At 73.0% G+C, this 18914-nt stretch carries 14 protein-coding genes; 5 read left to right on the top strand and 9 right to left on the bottom strand.

All coding sequences use genetic code 11. The features are described 5' to 3' along the window. Nucleotides 1-52: 52 nt before the first annotated feature. The 4 genes from ACZ79I_RS14420 to ACZ79I_RS14405 form a co-directional block, all read right to left on the bottom strand. A complete protein-coding gene (locus tag ACZ79I_RS14420; protein WP_471497579.1) occupies nt 53-1972 on the bottom strand; it encodes an AMP-dependent synthetase/ligase in 1920 nt (639 codons plus the stop codon). A 146-nt stretch (nt 1973-2118) separates the two neighbouring features. After that, nucleotides 2119-2982 carry an ABC transporter permease gene (locus ACZ79I_RS14415; RefSeq protein ID WP_471497576.1) on the bottom strand — a complete coding sequence of 288 codons (864 nt, stop codon included), beginning with the start codon at nt 2980-2982 and terminating at the stop codon, nt 2119-2121. Next, entirely contained in the window at nt 2979-5720 is a 2742-nt protein-coding gene (locus tag ACZ79I_RS14410; protein WP_471497574.1) for an alpha/beta fold hydrolase, read from the bottom strand. The genes ACZ79I_RS14415 and ACZ79I_RS14410 overlap by 4 nt, the downstream gene beginning before the upstream one ends. Nucleotides 5721-5912: 192 nt before the next feature. Then, a complete protein-coding gene (locus ACZ79I_RS14405) occupies nt 5913-7310 on the bottom strand; it encodes an APC family permease (protein ID WP_471497572.1) in 1398 nt (465 codons plus the stop codon). A 383-nt stretch (nt 7311-7693) separates the two neighbouring features. Here ACZ79I_RS14405 and ACZ79I_RS14400 point away from each other — a divergent pair, with 383 nt between their 5' ends. Beyond that, nucleotides 7694-8536 (top strand): SCO4651 family lipoprotein, encoded by an 843-nt coding sequence (locus tag ACZ79I_RS14400; protein WP_471497569.1) that lies wholly within the window; start codon nt 7694-7696, stop codon nt 8534-8536. Nucleotides 8537-8603: 67 nt separating this feature from the next. Here ACZ79I_RS14400 and mmsA read toward each other — a convergent pair whose 3' ends face one another. The 4 genes from mmsA to iolC form a co-directional block, all read right to left on the bottom strand. Further along, nucleotides 8604-10106, bottom strand: coding sequence for a CoA-acylating methylmalonate-semialdehyde dehydrogenase (gene mmsA / locus ACZ79I_RS14395; RefSeq protein WP_471497566.1), 1503 nt, complete (start codon nt 10104-10106; stop codon nt 8604-8606). Nucleotides 10107-10120: 14 nt separating this feature from the next. Continuing rightward, the gene (gene iolD / locus ACZ79I_RS14390) at nt 10121-12004 is read right to left on the bottom strand and encodes a 3D-(3,5/4)-trihydroxycyclohexane-1,2-dione acylhydrolase (decyclizing) (protein WP_471497564.1); all 1884 of its coding nucleotides are present in this window, start codon (nt 12002-12004) and stop codon (nt 10121-10123) included. After that, nucleotides 12001-12813: a 5-deoxy-glucuronate isomerase gene (gene iolB, locus ACZ79I_RS14385; protein WP_471497561.1), complete on the bottom strand. Its 813-nt coding sequence runs from the start codon at nt 12811-12813 to the stop codon at nt 12001-12003. The genes iolD and iolB overlap by 4 nt, the downstream gene beginning before the upstream one ends. Before the next feature lie 67 nt (nt 12814-12880). Then, a complete protein-coding gene (iolC, locus tag ACZ79I_RS14380; RefSeq protein WP_471497559.1) occupies nt 12881-13924 on the bottom strand; it encodes a 5-dehydro-2-deoxygluconokinase in 1044 nt (347 codons plus the stop codon). Nucleotides 13925-14117: 193 nt separating this feature from the next. Here iolC and ACZ79I_RS14375 point away from each other — a divergent pair, with 193 nt between their 5' ends. From ACZ79I_RS14375 to ACZ79I_RS14360, 4 genes are all read left to right on the top strand, one after another. Then, the gene (locus tag ACZ79I_RS14375) at nt 14118-15083 is read left to right on the top strand and encodes a helix-turn-helix domain-containing protein (RefSeq protein WP_471497557.1); all 966 of its coding nucleotides are present in this window, start codon (nt 14118-14120) and stop codon (nt 15081-15083) included. Between the two features lie 212 nt (nt 15084-15295). Continuing rightward, nucleotides 15296-15535, top strand: coding sequence for a chaplin (locus ACZ79I_RS14370; RefSeq protein WP_471497555.1), 240 nt, complete (start codon nt 15296-15298; stop codon nt 15533-15535). A gap of 132 nt (nt 15536-15667) precedes the next feature. Next, nucleotides 15668-15964, top strand: a complete 297-nt coding sequence (locus ACZ79I_RS14365; RefSeq protein WP_381092472.1) for a hypothetical protein — start codon at nt 15668-15670, stop codon at nt 15962-15964. A 142-nt stretch (nt 15965-16106) separates the two neighbouring features. Further along, entirely contained in the window at nt 16107-16604 is a 498-nt protein-coding gene (locus tag ACZ79I_RS14360) for a DUF5949 family protein (RefSeq protein WP_471497553.1), read from the top strand. A 119-nt stretch (nt 16605-16723) separates the two neighbouring features. Here the strand turns inward: ACZ79I_RS14360 and ACZ79I_RS14355 are convergent, their stop codons facing one another. Next, nucleotides 16724-18649 (bottom strand): N-acetylmuramoyl-L-alanine amidase, encoded by a 1926-nt coding sequence (locus ACZ79I_RS14355; protein WP_471497551.1) that lies wholly within the window; start codon nt 18647-18649, stop codon nt 16724-16726. Nucleotides 18650-18914: the final 265 nt, after the last annotated feature.

The following is an 18914-nucleotide window of genomic DNA, read 5'->3' as shown; positions in this document are numbered from 1 at the left end:
GCGGCCCGCCGAACTGTTCGGCGGGCCGCTCCTCGTGTGTGCTCATGTGTGCTCAGTCGCCGTACAGCGCCTCGATCTCCCGCGCGTACGCCGTGGTCACCGCGTGACGCTTGATCTTCAGGGACGGGGTGAGCAGGCCGTTCTCCTCGGTGAACTCGCCCTCGACCAGCGCGAACCTCCGGATGGACTCGGCCCGGGAGACCGCCTGGTTCGCGTAGTCCACGGCTTTCTGCACATCCGCGCGCATCCGGGGATCGCGGACCAGCTCGGACATCGGGGTGCCGGGGGGCAGCTTGCGCACGGCGAGCCAGTGCGCGACGGCCTCGGGGTCCAGGGTGATCAGGGCCGCGACATACGTACGGTTGTCGCCGACGACGATGCACTGTCCGACGGGCGGGCGGCTGCGCAGCCGGTCCTCCAGGACGGCGGGCGAGACGTTCTTGCCGCCCTTGGTGATGAGGATGTCCTTCTTGCGGCCGGTGATGGTGAGGTAGCCGTCCTGGTCGAGGGAGCCGAGATCACCCGTGGCGAACCAGTCGCCGCTGAGCACGGCGTCCGTGGCGGCCGGATTGTTCCAGTAGGCGCCGAAGACCACGCCCCCCTTGATCAGGACCTCGCCGTCGTCGGCGATGCGGACGGCGGTGCCCGGGACCGGGAGGCCGACCGTGCCGGGGCGCGGCCGCAGGGGCGGGACGATGGTGGCGGCGGCGGTCGTCTCGGTGAGGCCGTAGCCTTCGTACACGACGATGCCGGCCGCGAAGAAGAACAGGTTGAGGTTGCGGTCGAGTGGGGAGCCGCCGCTGATGGCGTAGCGCATACGGCCGCCGAGCTCCTTGCGGATGCGCCGGTAGACCAGCAGGTCGTACAGGGCCCACGCCGCGTACAGGCCGGGCCCGGGGCCCTTGCCGGTGCCCAGGAACCGGTTCAGGGACGCCTCGCCGAAGCGGACCCCGATGCGGTCGGCGCGGTCGAAGGAGGCGCCGCGTCCGATCTTCTCTGCGGTGGCGCGTCCCGTGTCGTGGATCTTCTCGAAGAGGTAGGGGACGCCGACCAGGAAGGTGGGGCGGAACCGCCGCAGCGCGGGCCGGAGTTCGTCGGGCTTGATGCTCGGGAAGTGGCCCAGCTCGATACGGGCCATCAGGCAGGCGATCTGCAGGGTGCGGCCCAGGATGTGGGCGAGCGGGAGGAACAGCAGGGTCGAGGCGACCTGGCCGGTGACCTCCTTGAAGACCGGGTGGAGCAGTTCGACCGTGTTGGCGGCCTCCGCGTGCAGGTTGGCGTGGGTGAGGACGCAGCCCTTGGGCTGTCCGGTGGTGCCGGAGGTGTAGCAGATCGTCGCGACCGTGTCGGGGGTGAGCGCGGTGCGGCGCTTGGCGACCTCCTCGTCGGGAACGTCCCGGCCGAGGCCGGCGAGGAGAGTGAGGGCGTCCTCGTCCAGCCGCCAGACGGTCGCGGGCTCCGGGTGGCCGGACGTCGCCGTCGCCACCGTGTGCGCGTTCTCGGCGCTCTCCACGACGAGGAAGCGGGCTCCCGAGTCCCGGACGATCCAGTCGACCTGCTCGGCGGACGAGGTGGCGTAGACGGGAACGGTCTGGCCGCCTGCCGCCCAGATCGCGAAGTCGAGAACGGTCCACTCGTACCGGGTGCGGGACATGACCGCGACCCGGCCGCCCGGTTCCAGGCCCGCCGCGATCAGGCCCTTGGCCGTGGCGGTGACGTCGGCGGCGAAGGCGGCCGCGGTCACCGGCCGCCAGCCGGTGCCCTCCTGGCGGCGCAGCACCACGGCGTCGGGCGCCTCGGCGGCGTTGGTGAAGGGGAGGTCGGCGGTGCTGCCCGTGGCGGCGCGCGGCGCGATCGGGGCGGTGCGGACCTCGCGGACCGTGCCGCTCTCGTCCCTGATCAGCTCGACCTCGGTGCGGGCGGCCAGATCGCCGCGCCGCTGTGCCCGTTTCAGGTCCCTGCGTACGCCCATGACGGCTCCGGTCGCGGCTCGGGTGCGGACATGCGTACTTACTCGAAGGTCAACTTACTCACGAGTTAAGGAAATTCAATGGCACGGACAGAGATTGTTCGGCGGAGGCCGGCCGGGGAGACCCCTGGGAGATCCCTGGGAGATCCCTAGGAGACGACGTCCTTGCGCGCGAAACCGCGGAAGGCCAGCGCGAACAGCACGAGCGCGTACGTCGTGGAGACCACCGTGCCCTGGATCATGCCGGACCACTCGGGGCGGGGCTGGACCGCGTCGGCCCAGGCGAACTGCCAGTGCGCGGGCAGGACGTCGCGCCAGTGGCCGAGGGCGGTGACCGCGTCCAGCACGTTCCCCACGATCGTGAGGCCGACCGCGCCGCCCACCGCGCCCAGGGGCGCGTCGGTCCGCGTCGACAGCCAGAACGCGAGTCCGGCGGTGACCAGTTGGGACACGAAGATGTACGCCACCACCACGACCAGCCGCTGGGCCGCCGTGCCCGGTGCGAGGGCGCCGCCGGTGGGGATCTCCAGCGGTCCCCAGCCGTAGGCCGCCGTGCCCACCGCGAGCGCGACGACGGGCAGCAGCACCATGGCCGCGAGACTGAGGCCGAGCCCGACCACGAGTTTCGACCACAGCAGCCGGGCGCGCGGGACGGGCGCCGCGAGCAGATACCGCAGCGAGGACCAGCTCGCCTCCGACGCGACGGTGTCCCCGCAGAACAGGGCGACCGGGATGACCAGCAGGAAGCCGGCGGAGACGAAGAGATTGACCGCGGCGAAGTTGGCGCCCGACGCGGTCGCCGTGTCCATGAGCGTGACCTGGCCGTTGCGGGCGCCGGGGTCACCGCCGATCGCGAAGGCGATGGCCAGCACGAACGGCAGCACCGCCAGGATCGCGCCCATGACGAGCGTGCGGCGCCGCTTCAGCTGCCGGACGAGCTCGACGCGCAGCGGCAGTGTCCGCCGCGCCCGGTAGCCGTCGGCCGTCTCGGCCCGCTGTGCGAGGGTGCTCATGCGGAGCCTCCGATCAGGGTGAGGAAGGCGTCTTCGAGACGGCGGTGGGGGCCCAGAGAGGCCACCGGGACGTCCAGCCGGACGAGTTCGGCCAGCAGCCGCGCGGCAGCGGCGGAGCCGGAGCCGGCCGGCTCGGCGGTGGCGCCGGTGGCCGGGCCGGAGCCGGCCGTCCCCGGCGCCAGACGCACCAGCAGCCCGCCCTCCGTCCGCAGCGCCGACGACACGCCGGGGAGTGCGGCCACCTTCTCCACCAGGGGGTCGGGGATGCCGGCCGCCAGGCCGACGAGCAGTGTGTCGCCGGAGCCGATGATCTCGTGCACCGGACCCGCCTGGACCAGCCGGCCGCGGTCCATGACCACCAGGTGGGTGCAGGACTGCTCGACCTCCGCCAGCAGATGGCTGGAGACGATGACCGTGCGTCCGGCCGCCGCGTACCGGATCATGACCTCGCGCATCTCGCGGATCTGCGGCGGGTCCAGGCCGTTGGTCGGCTCGTCGAGGATCAGCAGGTCCGGCAGGCCGAGCATCGCCTGGGCGATGGCCAGGCGCTGGCGCATCCCCTGGGAGTAGGTGCGCACCGCCCGGGCCAGCGCGTCACCCAGCCCCGCGATCTCCAGGGCCTCGTCCAGGTGCGCGTCCCCGGGCGGGCGGCCCGTGGCCCGCCAGTACAGCTCCAGGTTCTCCCGGCCGGACAGATGCGGCAGGAAGCCCGCGCCCTCCACGAAGGCCCCGACCCGCGACAGCACCGGGGCGCCCGGCCGGATCGCATGCCCGAAGACCCGGATCTCGCCGCCGTCCGGCCGGATCAGACCCATCAGCATCCGCAGGGTGGTCGTCTTGCCTGCGCCGTTCGGTCCCAGCAGGCCCAGGACCTGGCCCTTCTCCACACGGAAGGAGAGGTCCTGCACCGCGATGGGGGTCCCCCCTGCTCGAGCGGAGCCGAGAGCTTGGGGGAGGTCCGCCGACCTCGCGTACCGCTTGCTCAGGTCCGTGATCTGGAGCGGGACGTCGGCCAGCGCCGGGTCGGGGGCCGGCGCCGTGGTGCGGCGGCGGCCCGTCAGCAGCAGCGCCAGGGCCACCACCGCGCCGGCCGCCGGCAGCCACCAGACCCAGGAGGGGAGCGGGGCCGCCGCGGTCGTCACGCCCGGTGCCGTGGGCACCGCCAGGCCGCCCTTCAGGGAGACCGTGTACGTGGCCGGCGCAGCCGGGGACGCGTACCCGAGGTCGGTCGAGGCGAGGACCAGCCGCAGCCGGTGGCCCTTCTGCACCTCGTGGTCCACCGCGGGCAGCGTCAGCGTGACGTCCCTGCCCTGCCGGGCTCCCTCCACCCGCACGGGGGTGACCAGCTGGGCGGGCAGCACCTGCGGGGTGCCGCCGGGGCCGACGTCATACACCTTCCCGAAGAGCACCGCGTCGTCGCTCGTCGAGGTCACATGGACGGTGACCGTCGGCGAGCCGGTGATCCACAGGGTGTCGCGCACGGGGCGTGAGTCGAAGTGCGCGTACTGCCCGGGGAAGTCGAGGGAGACCCCGAGGCCCAGGGACGACAGCTGGGACAGGCCGCCCGCCCCGCCGAGGCCGGGGAGCGCGGAGACCGCGGGCGGACTCGCGCCCGCGGGGTTCGCGAAGCTCTGCTCGCGGCCGTCGAGGGCGATGGTCCGCCGTCCGCTCTCCAGGCCGGGGTATCTGTCCCCGCCGGCGCCCCGCAGCTGGGCCGCGCCGTCCGTGGAGTCGATGCCTCCGGTACGGGTGATCCGGAAGGCGGGCCCGGTGTCGACGCCCGTGTCGCCCTTCAGATAGCGGTCGAACCACGCCCGGACGCGTGCCTGGACGCGGCTGGTCTCCATGTCCCCGCCGTCGTGTCCGCCCGCGATCCAGTCGACGTCGACCGGCGCTCCGTTGGCCCGGATCGCACGGGCCGCCGCGTCGGCCTGGCCGAGCGGGAACAGCGAGTCTGACTGGCCCTGGACCAGCAGCGTCGGCACCTTGATGTGCGTGCCGACGGCCGAGGGCGAACGCGACTGAAGCAGCGCGCGTGCCCGTGCGTCGGGTTTTCCGGACTCCGCGACCCGGTCGTACATCGTGCACAACTCGGCGGTGAAGCGGGCGCAGCCGCCGCCGGAGTTCATGAAGACGCCGGCCCACAGCTTCTTGAACACGCCGTTCGGGAACAGGGCGTCCGCCAGGTTCCAGTAGGTGATCGCCGGGGCGATCGCGTCCACCCGGTGGTCGTGTCCCGCGGCCAGCAGCGCGATCGCTCCGCCGTACGACGCGCCGGTGACGCCCACGCGGGGGTCGCCCGGCTTGTCCAGCAGGACCTCCGGCCGCCGGGCCAGCCAGTCGACGAGCCGCGAGACGTCGGCGACCTCGCCCCGCGGGTCGTTCAGCCCGATCTTCCCCGTCGACGCTCCGAAGCCGCGCGCCGACCACGTCAGCACCGCGTACCCGTCGCGCGCGAGCTGCTGAGCCTGGTCGCGGACGTCGTTCTTGCTGCCGCCGAAGCCGTGCGCGAGCAGGACGGCCGGGCGGCGGCCGGCGGAGGCGGAGGTGAAGTACGACGTGTCGATCCGGACCCCGCCGCCCATCTCCATGACGGTGTCGGTGCGGTGCACGGCGGGCGCGTCGTCCGAGGCGACGGCCGTCCATGTGCCGGCACCGGCCGACCCGAGGAGCACCGCGGCCACGGCGGCCACGGTGCCTCGGCGCAGCCTTCGGAGGGCGGGCGGTCGAAGATCCATGCGTCAACGGTACGGGCCGCCACCGACAACCGAAGCAGCCGCCGGGCTGAACTCCGGCACCTCCCACGGACGTACGGCCCCACTCCCGCATACCGCGGACGTGGTACGGCCACATGGACCCCGCGGAGGCCCGGTGGACCCGGTCCTCCTGAGCCCCGGTGGACCCGGTCCTCCTGAGCCCCGGTGGACGGCTCAGTCCTGCGCGTCCTCCGGGACCGACACCAGCCAGCGGGTCTCGCGGCGCGGGCGGAGGTAGAGGACCCAGTACAGGGTGGCGACTGCCGTGATGCCGCCGGTCCACAGCAGGTAGCCCGTCTCCTGCCGGCTGAGCACATAGGCCAGGACCGCGATCAGCACGATCGGCACCGTGGGCCACAGCGGCATCCGCCACGCGGGGGCGTGGCGGTGCGCGCCGCGCCGGGCCAGCAGGGCGGCGACCGCGACGAGCAGGTACATGCCGGTCACCGAGACGCCCGTGACGCCGTAGAGGGTGTCCAGGTCGACGAAGCACAGGAGCGCGCCCGGAACGCCGACGAGAAGCGTGGCGACCCACGGCGAGCCGAAGCGGCCGAGCCTGGCGAGGCCGTGGTTGACCGGTTCGGGCCATGCCTTGTCGCGGGCCGAGGCGAACAGCACGCGGGAGTTCTGGATCACCATGACGATGCCCGCGTTGATGATCGCGAGGGCCACGCAGAGGCTGATGAAGGTGCCGACGGCCGAGCTGGACCAGGCGGTGACCATGGTGCCGATGTCTCCGCCGGTCAGCGCCTGCAGGTCGGGGGCGCCCAGGGTGATCGCCACGACGGGGACCAGGATGACGACCGAGGAGATGGCGAGGGTGGCGAGGACGGTGCGGGCGACGTTGCGGCGCGGGTGCTCCAGTTCCTCGGAGAGGTAGACCGCGGTCGAGAAGCCCTGCGTGACGAAGAGGGCGATCGCGAGCCCGGAGACCACCAGCATGGCCGTCACCGTGTCGGTGCGGCCGCCGGACCCGGCGACCTGCATGGAGACGAGGCTGCCGAGGCCGCGCTCGCCGTGCGTGAAGCCGAGGACCGCGACGACGCCTGCGGCGATGACCTCAAGGACCAGGAAGACACCGGTGATCCAGGCGTTGGCGCGCAGGTCGAGCAGGCCGGCGAGGGTGGCGAGGAGCATGACCGCGGCGCCCGTCATCGCCGGGTCGAGGTGTACGAGCGGCGCCAGGTAGTCCGCCGTGCCCATCGCGATCACCGGCGGGACGATCATCACGACCAGCAGGGACAGCACGAAGACCAGCCAGCCCGCGAGCCGTCCGGCGAGCGTCGACACCATGGCGTACTCGCCGCCCGCGCTGGGGATGAGGGTGCCCAGCTCGGAGTAGCAGAAGGCCACGGCGACGCAGAGCAGGGAGCCGATGGCGATCGTGAGCGCGGTGGCGGTGCCCAGCGAGCCGAACAGGTCGGGGACGACCACGAAGAGCGTGGAGGCCGGCGTCACGCACGACAGGGTGAGCAGGGTGCCGCCGACGACGCCGATGGAACGCTTGAGCTTCTGGGGGCTGTCCGGCGCCGCGACGGCGGCGTCGTCGACAGGGTGGAGCGTGTCGGTCATGCGGGCGGTTCCGATCGACTCGTGGGGAAGGTGGTGCGCGGTCGGGAGCGCCATCGCCTCCGGCGGCCGTGGGCGTACGTCATGTCGTCCGCTCCCGGCGCAGATGGAACCCCGACGAAAACCAGCGCGTCAATGGGTGTTTGCCTACGGATTCCGTTGCGGAAAGCGGATTCACCACACGTTTACGTGGTGTCGAGGCCGCGCGCTGGGCGTCTTTCGGCCGTGCGGGAACCGTACCTTCCGCACCGGAATTCGCCGAATTTCGTCCGGAGTCCGGACACCGCCGGCGCCCCGGATCCGGCGAATCGCCCGGCGGGGCCGGTGTCGGCGGCCCCCGCTACAGTCGCTCCTCACAACCGAATCACAGCGATGGGGTGGGACAGATGAGACTGCGGCACACCGCGACCTGGGTGGGGGTCACGGCGGCGGCGCTGCTGGCGACATCCGCGTGCGGTGCCGAGAGCGCGAAGTCGGCGGCCACGGCCGTCGGCAACGCGGACAAGATCATGGCGGCGCTCGCTCGGGCCACCGACCGGACCGAGAACGTGGGGTCGGCGGAGGTGAGGATGTCCACCGTGATGGGCGGCGGCAGCCCGATCACCATGGAGGGCACCTACTCCTGGGGCCACGGCTACGCGTTCGACGTCGAGATGGACACCCGGGCCGTGCAGATGCAGCGGCTCCAGGACGCCGCGAAGATCCGCATGCTGTTCGTGGACGGCGCCTACTACTACGACGTCGACCCGCAGTCCTCCGGCCCGCTCAAGGGCAAGGAGTGGATGAAGGTCGACGCGTCGGCGGTGTTCGGCGAGAAGGGCGCCCAGGCGTTCACGGGGAGCACGGGCGGCGGCAGCCCGGCGGCCTCCATGAGGGGCCTGAAGTACGCGAACGACGTCGACGACCTCGGCAAGGAGACCGTCGACGGGCAGAGCGCGACCCACTACCGGGCCGTGATCGACCGGGAGCACCTGGGCAGGTTCAAGGACGCCTACGGCAACGGTGACAACCTCTTCGGGTCCCTCACCGGCGGCAGCGACTCGATCACCATGGACGTCTGGCTCGGGTCCGAGGACCTCCCGGTCCGCATCAAGCAGCGGTTCGGCAGGGTGACGGTGACCATGGACTTCGAGAAGTTCGGCGCCGCGGCCGAGGTCAAGGCCCCGCCCGCCGCGCAGACCGGTGACGTCACCGAGGAGCTGAAGAAGGCCGCCGAGCAGCAGGGCTGAACCGGGTCCGGCACGGCGGTGCCCCGCCCCCCTTCGCGGGAGGCGGGGCACCGGTGGCCGTACGGCCTCAGTGGTTGCGCGGGAACCCGAGGTCCACGCCCGTCGGGGCGTCGGCCGGGTCGGGCCAGCGGGTGGTGACGACCTTGCCGCGGGTGTAGAAGTGCGTGCCGTCGTTGCCGTAGATGTGGTGGTCGCCGAAGAGCGAGTCCTTCCAGCCGCCGAAGGAGTGGTAGCCCACCGGGACCGGGATCGGCACGTTCACGCCGACCATGCCCGCCTCGATCTCCAGCTGGAAGCGGCGGGCCGCGCCGCCGTCGCGGGTGAAGATCGCGGTGCCGTTGCCGAACGGGGAGGCGTTGATGAGCGCGACGCCCTCCTCGTAGGTCTCCGCGCGCAGTACGCACAGCACCGGGCCGAAGATCTCGTCCTGGTACGCCCTGGCCGTGGTCGGCACCTTGTCCAGGAGCGAGATGCCGATCCAGTGGCCGTCCTCGTGGCCCTCGACGGTGTAGCCGGTGCCGTCGAGGACGACCTCGGCGCCCTCCGCCGCCGCCCCCGCCACGTACGACGCCACCTTGTCGCGGTGTGCCCTGGTGATCAGCGGGCCCATCTCGGAGGCCGGGTCGTCGCCCGGGCCGATCTTGATCTTCTCGGCGCGCTCGCGGATCTTCTCCACCAGCGCGTCGCCGACGGAGCCGACCGCCACGACCGCCGAGATGGCCATGCAGCGCTCGCCCGCCGAGCCGTACGCGGCCGACACCGCGGCGTCCGCCGCCGCGTCCAGGTCGGCGTCCGGCAGGACCAGCATGTGGTTCTTCGCGCCGCCCAGGGCCTGGACGCGCTTGCCGTTCGCGGAGGCCGTGGTGTGGATGTAACGGGCGATCGGGGTCGAGCCGACGAAGGAGACCGCCTTGACGTCCGGGTGCTCCAGGAGCCGGTCGACGGCCACCTTGTCGCCGTGGACGACGTTGAGGACGCCGTCGGGCAGGCCCGCCTCGGCGAACAGCTCGGCGAGGCGGACCGACGCCGACGGGTCCTTCTCGGAGGGCTTCAGCACGAACGTGTTGCCGCACGCGATGGCGAGCGGGAACATCCACATCGGCACCATCGCCGGGAAGTTGAACGGTGTGATGCCCGCGACCACGCCCAGCGGCTGCCGGATCGAGGCCACGTCCACGCGGCTGGCCACCTGAGTGGACAGCTCGCCCTTCAGCTGGACGGTGATGCCGCACGCCAGGTCGACGATCTCCAGGCCGCGCGCCACCTCACCGAGCGCGTCGCTGTGCACCTTGCCGTGCTCGGCGGTGATCAGCCCGGCGATCTCGTCGCGGTGCTCGTCGAGCAGCGCACGGAACCGGAACATGACGGCCGTGCGCTGGGCGAGGGAGGACTGCCCCCAGGTGCGGTACGCCTCCTTGGCCGCCGCGACGGCCGCGTCGACCTCCTCCACGGCCGCGAACGCGACCTTCGTGGTGACCTCGCCGGTCGCCGGGTCCGTCACCGGCCCGTACGTGCCCGACGCGCCCTCGGCGGTCTTGCCGCCGATCCAGTGGTTGACGATCTTCGTCATGACCGAGAACTCCTTCACAGATGGCGGCGTCGGGTCGAGACGTGCCGTTCGTACAGCTCGCGGGCCTTCACCGCCGACGGTCGGGTCGCGGTCTCGGCCACGGGAACATCCCACCAGGCTTGCGCGGGAGGCGCGCCCGACACAGTGTCTGCGGTTTCGGTCTCCACGTAGACACATGTGGGAGTGTCCGCGTCGCGCGCCTCGGCGAGGGCGGCGCGCAGCGCGCGCACGGTCTTCGCGCGCAGCACCCGCATGCCCAGGCTGGCCGCGTTGGCGGCGAGGTCGACGGGCAGCGGCGGGCCCGTGTAGGTGCCGTCGTCGGACCGGAACCGGTAGGCGGTGCCGAACCGCTCACCGCCCACGGAATCCGACAGGCCGCCGATGGACGCGTAGCCGTGGTTCTGCACCAGCACGATCTTGATCGCGATGCCCTCCTGTACGGCGGTGACGATCTCCGTCGGCATCATCAGATAGGTGCCGTCGCCGACCAGCGCCCACACCGGGCGGTCGGGAGCGGCCATCCTCACCCCGATGGCGGCCGGGATCTCGTAGCCCATGCACGAGTACCCGTACTCGAGGTGGTACTGGTCGCGGGAGCGGGTCCGCCACAGCTTGTGCAGATCGCCGGGGAGCGAGCCGGCGGCGTTGACGATGATGTCGGACTCGTCCACCAGGGCGTCCAGGACGCCGATGACCTGGGGCTGCGTCGGCCGTACGTCCGGCTCGTCGGCCTCGAAGCAGGCGTCGACCCGCTGCTCCCAGCGCTCCTTGTCCTCCGTGTACTCGGTGATGTACCCGGGACCGGCGCGGTACCCGTGCGGCTCCAGCGCCCGCGTCAGCAGCTCCAGGCCGCTGCGCGCGTCGGCGACCAGCGGCAGCCCGGCGAGCTTGTGGCCGTCGGACGGGGCGATGTTGAGGTTGAGGAAGCGGACGCCCTCGCCGGCGAAGAGGGTGCCGGAGGCGGTGGTGAAGTCCGTGTACCGGGTGCCCACGCCGATCACCAGGTCGGCGGTGCGGGCGAGTTCGTCGGCGGCCGCGGTGCCGGTGTGGCCGATGCCGCCGACGTCCTGCGGGTGGTTCCAGCGCAGCGAACCCTTGCCGGCCTGCGTGGAGGCGACGGGTATGCGGGTGGCCTCGGCGAACGCGGCGAGGGCGTCCTCGGCGCGGCTGTGGTGGACGCCGCCGCCGGCCACCACGAGCGGGCGCCGCGCGGCACGGATCGCCCGGACCGCCGCGGCCAGCTCCACGGGGTCGGGGCCCGGGCGGCGCACCGTCCAGGTCCGCTCGGCGAAGAACTCCTCGGGCCAGTCGTACGCCTCGGCCTGCACGTCCTGCGGCAGCGCGAGCGTGACCGCGCCCGTGTCCACCGGGTCGGTCAGCACGCGCATCGCCTGCAGCGCGGCCGGGATCAGCGCCTCGGGGCGGGTGATCCGGTCGAAGTACTTCGACACCGGGCGCAGACAGTCGTTGACGGACACGTCACCGGCGTGCGGGACCTCCAGCTGCTGGAGCACCGGGTCCGCGGGGCGGGTGGCGAAGATGTCGCCGGGCAGCAGCAGCACCGGGAGGTGGTTGATCGTGGCGAGGGCGGCGCCCGTGACCAGGTTGGTCGCCCCGGGGCCGATGGACGTCGTGACGGCGTGCGTGGACAGCCGGTTCGACTGCCGCGCGTAACCCACCGCCGCGTGCACCATCGACTGCTCGTTGCGGCCCTGGTGGTACGGCATGAGGCCGGCGTACTCGACCAGTGCCTGCCCGAGGCCCGCGACGTTGCCGTGGCCGAAGATGCCCCAGGTGGCACCGATCAGGCGCCGGCGCACCCCGTCGCGCTCGGTGTGCTGGGCGGCCAGGAAGCGTACGAGCGCCTGAGCGACCGTGAGCCTCGTCGTTGAGGTCATCGGTATCCCTCCGTGTGTTCCGGGTGGAAGCAGATCCGCCACTGGCGCTCCTCACCCGGCCCGGCCATGACGTTCAGGTAGTACATGGTGTGTCCGGGCTGGGCGATGGAGGGGCCGTGCCAGCCGTCGGGGACGAGGACGGCATCACCGGTGCGGACCTCGGCGAGGACGTCGGATCCGCCCTCACGCGAGGGGAATACGCGCTGGTACCCGAAACCGTTCGGGCCCTCGATCTCGAAGTAGTAGATCTCCTCCAGCTCTGTCTCCTCGCCCGGCCGTGTCTCGTCGTGCTTGTGGGGCGGGTACGACGACCAGTTGCCGCCGGGGGTGATGACCTCGACGGCGATGAGCCGGTCGCACTCGAAGGCGTCCGCGGAGGCGAAGTTGCGCACCCGGCGGGCGCAGGTGCCGCTGCCGCGGTCTTCGACGGGGACCTCCGGCGCGGGGCCGTAGCGGGCGGGGAGTCGGCGCTCGCACTTCGCTCCTGCCAGGGCGAAGCGGCCTCCCGCACCGGAGGCGATCTGTGCCCGGGCGTCGCGGGGCACGTACGCGAAGTCGGAAGCCCCCGCGAACACGGTGTCCCTGCCCAGGAGTTGGAACACTCTGTCCTCTGTGCGCACGGTACCGGCGCCTTCGAGGGGAAGCACGATCCACTCGCTGCCGCCGGTGGCGAACGTGTGTGTGCCGCCCGGCGGGAGCTTGAGGATCCGCAGACTGCTGTGGGTCCAGCCGGCCCGCTCCGGGTCGATGTCGAGGGCGTACCGCGCGTTCGCGGTGGTGCCCCTGGGGACGTACAGCTCCGTGCTCATGCGGTCCTCACAGTCCGGTCCTCACAGCGGTCGTCCGGCAGGCGCCGTCCCGGCCGCCGCCCCGCCCTCACCGCACGGCTCCCGCCGTGAGCGCGGCCTCGACCTCGTCGGCCGTGGGCATCGCGGACGAGCACTCCAGACGGGAGGCGACCAGGGCGCCCGCCGCGTTCGCGTACCGCATGATCCGCCCCAGCTCCCAGCCGGCGAGCAGCCCGTGGCACAGGGAGCCGCCGAAGGCGTCGCCCGCGCCGAGGCCGTTGACGACCTCGACCGGGAGCGGGGGCACCCGGACCGGCTCGCCCCCGCCGGCGACCGCGAGGACGCCCTCGGGCCCCAGTTTGACGACCGCGAGCCGGACGCCGGAGTCCAGCAGCGCGCGGGCGGCGGCGTCCGGGTCGCGCTCACCGGTGGCGATCTCCACCTCGTCGGCGTTGCCGACGGCGACGGTGGTGTGGCGCAGGGCCTCGGCGTAGAACCGGCGGGCGGCGTCCGGCCCCCGGCGGGAGCCGCGCATGCCGACTCGCCGGTCGTCGTGCCAGAACACGGGCCTCCAGTCGAGGTCGAAGACCGTCGTACCGGCCTTGGCCCGGTGGGCGAGGGCGGCGAGCGTGGCGGTGCGGCTGGGCTCCTCGCTCAGCCCCGTGCCCGTCACCCAGAAGATGCGCGCGGCGCGGATGGCGTCCAGGTCCAGCTCGTGGGCGTCGATCTCCAGGTCCGGGGCCTTGGGCTGCCGGTAGAAATACAGCGGGAAGTGGTCCGGCGGGAAGACCTCGCAGAACGTGACCGGCGTCGGCAGCCCCGGGACCGGCGCGACCCAGCGGTCGTCCACGCCGAAGCCGCGCAGCGCCTCGTGGAGGTAGGTGCCGAAGGGATCGTCGCCGGTGCGCGTGATCACCGCCGTACGGCGGCCGAGGCGGGCGGCGGCGACCGCGACGTTCGCGGCCGAACCGCCCAGGAACTTCCCGAAGGACGTCACCTGCGGCAGGGGCACGCCCGTCTGCAGCGGATAGAGGTCCACGCCGATCCGGCCCATGGTGATCAGGTCGTACGGGTCACCGGTGCCGCCGGGCTCGCCGGCGGCGTGCGGCGTGGACTCCTCGAACTCCTCCATCGAGTTCCCTTCACGTCGGCTGCCCCCAGGTCTAGTCGCGCCGAGGGAGCCCTGTCAACATTTTGTCCGGACATATGGACGAGAGTCGTCGTGGGTCCCGGGCGATGGCGGGCGCCGGGCTTCCGGCCCGTCCTGGTGGCGTGCACCATGGGTCGTTTCCGGTGTGCGCGGGGGAGGGCGGATGGCGAGCGGGATGGCGTCTCGGGCCGGATGCGGGCCGGGCGGCAGCCGGGAGACGGTGACCGCGCCGCCCCACCGCCGGCTGCGCCCCGGGGTGATCGGCTACCGCGGGATCCGGCTCGCGCCGGCCGGCCCGCGCAGCCGTCTGGAGACGCCCGTCGGCGCCGCGACGCTCCTGCTGGGCTTCGACGGGCCCATCCGCATCTCACGGGCCGGCCGGCCCCCGGTGTCCCTCGTGCCGGTGTACTCCGGGCTGACCACCACCTCGGCCGTCGGCGAGCACGGCGGCCGCATCTCGGGCATCGAGATCCTGCTCATGCCGTGGGCCGCGTTCACGCTCTTCGGCACGCCCCAGTACGAACTGGCGGACCGGTCCCTGGACCCGGACGAGTTGCCGCATCCGCTCGCCCGTGGCGGCGGGTGGCAGGGCGCGCCGGGCCGGGCGGGCGTCGGTGAACTCGCCGCCGTGCTGGCCGGACTGCCCGGCTGGACGGAACGTTTCGGGCTGCTCGACGAGGTGCTCGCGCGCTGGACCCGTCAGGGGACGCCGAGTTCGCCCCGGGTGGTGCGGGCCTGGTCGGTGCTGCGGCGGACCTGGGGCGCCGTGCCGGTGCCGCGGCTCGCGCAGGAGGTCGGGTGGAGCGTACGGCAGTTGGAGAGCCGGTTCCGCGAACAGATCGGACTCGGCCCGAAGGCGGCGGCGCGCGTGCTGCGGCTGCAACGGGCACGGCGGCTGCTCGTGTCCGGCCGGTCGGTGGCCGAGACGGCGGCCGTGTGCGGCTTCTACGACCAGGCGCACCTGAGCGGGGAGTTCCGGGCGATGACCGGATGCACACCGCGGGAGTTCGCCGCGGCACGGAGCGCGGCCGCGGCGCGGCCGGGCCCGCCGGGCGGGGACCGCATGGCGGGTGAGGCGACGAGCCTGGTGCTGCCGCCGCACCGCTGTGCGCATTTCTCCAAGACCGGCAGGATCGCCTGACGTCACGCTGGGGCATCGGCGGCCGCTGCGGGGGACACGGACCGGCGGGCCGGGCCCGGCGCAGCGGGTCCGGCCCGTCCGCGTGGACGCGGTTCCGCCGATTGCGGGACATCACTCCATCGGAGGCGCAACTCGGTCACAGGATGCGCAGTTGACTCAACATCGGGCATTCCGCCCGGTTGTTGTGAACGATCCCCAAGGAGTACCTCTCCATGTCGCGTATCGCGAAGGGCCTGGCCCTGACCTCCGTTGCCGTCGCGGCCGTGGCGGGCGCCGCCGGCGTCGCCGCCGCCGACAGCGGCGCAAGCGCCACCGCCGACGGCTCCCCGGGCATCCTGTCGGGCAGCTCCCTGCAGGTCCCGACCCACGTCCCGGTCGGTGTGTGCGGGGACACGATCGACGCCGTCGGTCTGCTGAACCCGGCGTTCGGCAACGGCTGCGTCAACAACTGACGTCCCAGCGGACCTTCTGCCGGCCGTTCTCCCGCCGGGGGACGGCCGGTCGGCGTAGCAGGGGGCGGCGGTCGCCGCGGCGTTCGCGCGCCCATCCCTCTGGTGACGGCAGTCGCCGAAGAAAGGAACACGATGAAGCCCTTCAAGGCGGCAGCCGCCGTCGCCGGGTCCCTGGCCGTGGCCGGGATCGCCGCTCCCGCTGTCGCGCAGGACGCCTCCGGTCTCACGCCCTCCAGCCTCAACGGCGCCCTGGACACGCTCACGCACCAGCAGACCCTCGACGTACGCCCCGTCCAGCACCAGTCCGACGCCCTCGACACCGAGAACGAGGGCTCCGTCCTCCACACCGTGAAGGGCGCGGCGGCCGCCCTCAACCGCGACGGCGGGCCCACCCGGCTGCTCGGCGGCCTTCCCCTGCAGCAGGGGTGAACCGCCGCACGGGTCCAGCAGGGGTGAACCGCCGTACCGGCCGCCGCCCCCGGTCCCTCGTTCGTGTGGTCGCCGCCGGCCCCGTCCCCCGGCCGGGGGAAACTCGCCCGGCGGAGTCCCGGGCCGCCGCTACGGTTCCGCCGTGACCACAACCCCCAGCGCAACGCGCTCCTTCCGCGCCGCGGACCTCGGCACGCTCGTCGTCGTCGCCTGGAGCGGCGAAGCCCCCGGCGGGGACATGCCCTACCTGCTCGCCTACTCCCTCGGCGACGGCGCGAGCGGTCCCGCGGGATGCACGACCGCCATCAGGGCGCTGCTGCATGCCAACGGCCTGAACGCGGGCGAGGAGGTCGTCGACGGCTCCCAGCGCCCCAGCCTGCCCGTGACGCTGCTGGCCGAGGCGGGCCAGGCCGTCCTCACCATGCCGTATGTCAACGCCCAGTGCGGTGTGCCGCCGGAGTGGACGGCCGCGGTCCGTGCACGCGGCCACGCCTACTTCCTGTTCGCCACCCGCCCCTGGCCCGAGGCCGTGCCCGGCAGGCCCGTCCAGCCCGAGCGGCTGGCGGCGTTCGCGGGCGCGGAGGAGACCGTGACCACCGCGGCGCATGTGCTCCTGCCCGTCCGGAGCCTGCGCGGCTGACGGACGGGGGCGGGCCGCAACGTCCCGCCGGGCGCGCGCGAGACGTTGAGCAACTGCGTGCGGTGGTGCCCGGGAGGCCCGGGCCTCCCGGGCACCACCGCCGGCCGCGTCCGCTGGCGTCACACGCCGGTGGCGGTGACGTCCTCGGCGTACACCAGGCCGACCCGGTGGTTGTACTGGATGGTGTACATCGACCGGCCGCCGGTGACCACCGTGCCGCTGGAGGGGAAGAAGTCGTCCGTGGCGGCCGGCGGCCGGGTCGCCACATACGCCTCGCCGGGCGAAACGGTGTACATGCTCAGCGGGGCCTGCGTCGAGGGCGACAGACCCGCCGGGTACTCGGCCGGGTCCGGGTAGCTGGAGCCGTACACCGCCACCGGGGAGGTGCCGGCGGCCTTGACCACGGTCACGCCGCGGGCGGGCACGGTGTTGCAGCCGTGCGGGTTGTGGAACCAGACCTTCGCGCCGCTGAACCAGACGGCGGTCCAGTCACCGTCCTGCCCGGCGACCACGAACTGCTGACCGGCCTGCGCCGTGCTGCCCCAGTCGTTGATCCGGTCGGTGCCCGCGGCCCCCGGGTGGAGCGCCTGGTCCCCGAAGAGCGGAGCGGTGTCGTCGGGCGCGGTGCGCAGGTAGACGAAGTTCGCCGGTTGCGAGACCTGTGTGCACGCGGTGGTGGCGCCGGTCGGGTCGTCGGAGGGGCAGACCTGGACGGGCTGCTCATTGCGGTGGAAGCCGGGGGCGATGGTCACCACCGAGCCGGCCGGCCCGACCCCGTGCCACCCCTCTGCGGGAGCGCCGAGCAGGCCCATGAGGCGCTGCCAGTCCCAGGCCGGCCCCGGGTCCCAGTGCATGCCGGAGACGAGGGACGACCTCGGCCCGGCGACGTTGTCGTGGCCGACGATGTGCTGCCGGTCCAGCGGGATGCCGAAGCGGGCGGCGAGGTACCGCACCAGCTCCGCCGTGGCCTCGTACTGCGCCTCGGTGTACCAGGTGCCCCCGTGCGCGGCGTAGCCCTCGTGCTCGATGCCGATGGAGTGCATGTTGGTGGAGTAGTTGCCCGCGTGGAAGGCGAGATCCTTGGTGGGCACCATCTGCGTCACCGCACCGTCCGAGGAGCGCATCACATAGTGCGAGGAACCGCCGCCCGGGGTCTGGAAGGTGGTGATGGCGGACTCGTACGAGGACTCCGTGTCGTGGATGACGATGGTGTCGATCCGTATGCCGTTGGCGGGACGGTTCGACACCTGCCCGTTGGACGGGGCCGCGGCGAGGAAGGTGCACTCCACGGTCGCGGGACACTCGGTGCCGGTGTCCGTCGCCGCCGACGTCAGGTGCAGCGCGTCCAGTTGTCCGGTGGCCGGGCGGACGCCCGGGGCGGCGGCCAGACGGACGCGCTGGCCGTCGGCGGTGGTGCGGTCGGCGCCGTGCTCGACGGTGGCGAACACCCGGTCCGCGAAGGCCGCGGCGCCCTGTCTGCGGGTGGACTGGCTGTAGCGGGCGACCGCCGCGTACCAGTCGCCGGGGTCGGCGGAGATGCGGCCGGCCGCGGCCCTCTGGTACGACGCCAGCAGGGCCGCACCACCGCGGACGTTGGCGGCCGGGTCCGTGCGCAGCCGCTCGGCGGACAGACCGGTCAGCCCGGCCGCGGCCTGCACGGTGTGCAGAGCCGGGTCCGCGGCCAGCTTCGCCAGATCACCGCGCCCCGCCGCCCCCGCGTCGCCACCGGCCACCATGGCGGGGGTGACGTCCGTCAGGTGCATCGGGCCGTAGCCGCCGCTGGTGCTGTGCTGCCCGGCGTGGTCGTCCCAGGCCGACTCCTGGTACGCCACTGCCAGCAGCACCTGGGGCGGGACATGGAACTCGGCCGCGGCGGCCGCGAAGTCGCGCTGCCGCGCGGTGTCCGCCGGGGCGGTCGCCGCGGTGGCCGGGGCCGACAGGGGCACGGCGAGCGTGCCCGCGATCGCCAGCGCGCACAGCGCGGTGAGCGGGGCCGGCCGGCGGCGCCGTAAGGCGCGTCGGCGCACGGCAGGGTCTGTCGTCATGAACAGCTCCCGAATCCGGAATGAGGGGGGTGACGTCTCGACAGCGTCTGGGCAGCGACACGACGTCCGTCTGCCTGCGCGTCGGTCAGCGAAGCATCCATCCCGCGGCGAACCCGCGTCAAACCACGTCACTCGGCAGCCGGCTCCACGTGGGAAGGGCAACAAGCCTGGTGCAACAGGGGAGTCGGTACCGTCCAGCCATGCCGATGGGTTGTCTGGTGGCGATGGGACTTCCTGGCGCACGGCGACAACGACACGTGCGAGC

The sequence above is a fragment of the Streptomyces sp. PSU-S4-23 genome, from assembly GCF_055632315.1.
The sequence above is the reverse complement of the archived record's forward strand: the minus strand, read 5'-3'. Positions and strand labels throughout refer to the sequence as shown.

Coding starts and splice junctions, on each gene's coding strand:
- mmsA (WP_471497566.1), bottom strand. CDS start 10,106: ATGACGAAGATCGTCAACCACTGGATCGGCGGCAAGACCGCCGAGGGC.
- iolC (WP_471497559.1), bottom strand. CDS start 13,924: ATGGAGGAGTTCGAGGAGTCCACGCCGCACGCCGCCGGCGAGCCCGGC.
- ACZ79I_RS14375 (WP_471497557.1), top strand. CDS start 14,118: ATGGCGTCTCGGGCCGGATGCGGGCCGGGCGGCAGCCGGGAGACGGTG.
- ACZ79I_RS14410 (WP_471497574.1), bottom strand. CDS start 5,720: ATGGATCTTCGACCGCCCGCCCTCCGAAGGCTGCGCCGAGGCACCGTG.
- ACZ79I_RS14420 (WP_471497579.1), bottom strand. CDS start 1,972: ATGGGCGTACGCAGGGACCTGAAACGGGCACAGCGGCGCGGCGATCTG.
- ACZ79I_RS14365 (WP_381092472.1), top strand. CDS start 15,668: ATGAAGCCCTTCAAGGCGGCAGCCGCCGTCGCCGGGTCCCTGGCCGTG.
- ACZ79I_RS14405 (WP_471497572.1), bottom strand. CDS start 7,310: ATGACCGACACGCTCCACCCTGTCGACGACGCCGCCGTCGCGGCGCCG.
- iolD (WP_471497564.1), bottom strand. CDS start 12,004: ATGACCTCAACGACGAGGCTCACGGTCGCTCAGGCGCTCGTACGCTTC.
- ACZ79I_RS14370 (WP_471497555.1), top strand. CDS start 15,296: ATGTCGCGTATCGCGAAGGGCCTGGCCCTGACCTCCGTTGCCGTCGCG.
- ACZ79I_RS14415 (WP_471497576.1), bottom strand. CDS start 2,982: ATGAGCACCCTCGCACAGCGGGCCGAGACGGCCGACGGCTACCGGGCG.
- ACZ79I_RS14355 (WP_471497551.1), bottom strand. CDS start 18,649: ATGACGACAGACCCTGCCGTGCGCCGACGCGCCTTACGGCGCCGCCGG.
- ACZ79I_RS14400 (WP_471497569.1), top strand. CDS start 7,694: ATGAGACTGCGGCACACCGCGACCTGGGTGGGGGTCACGGCGGCGGCG.
- iolB (WP_471497561.1), bottom strand. CDS start 12,813: ATGAGCACGGAGCTGTACGTCCCCAGGGGCACCACCGCGAACGCGCGG.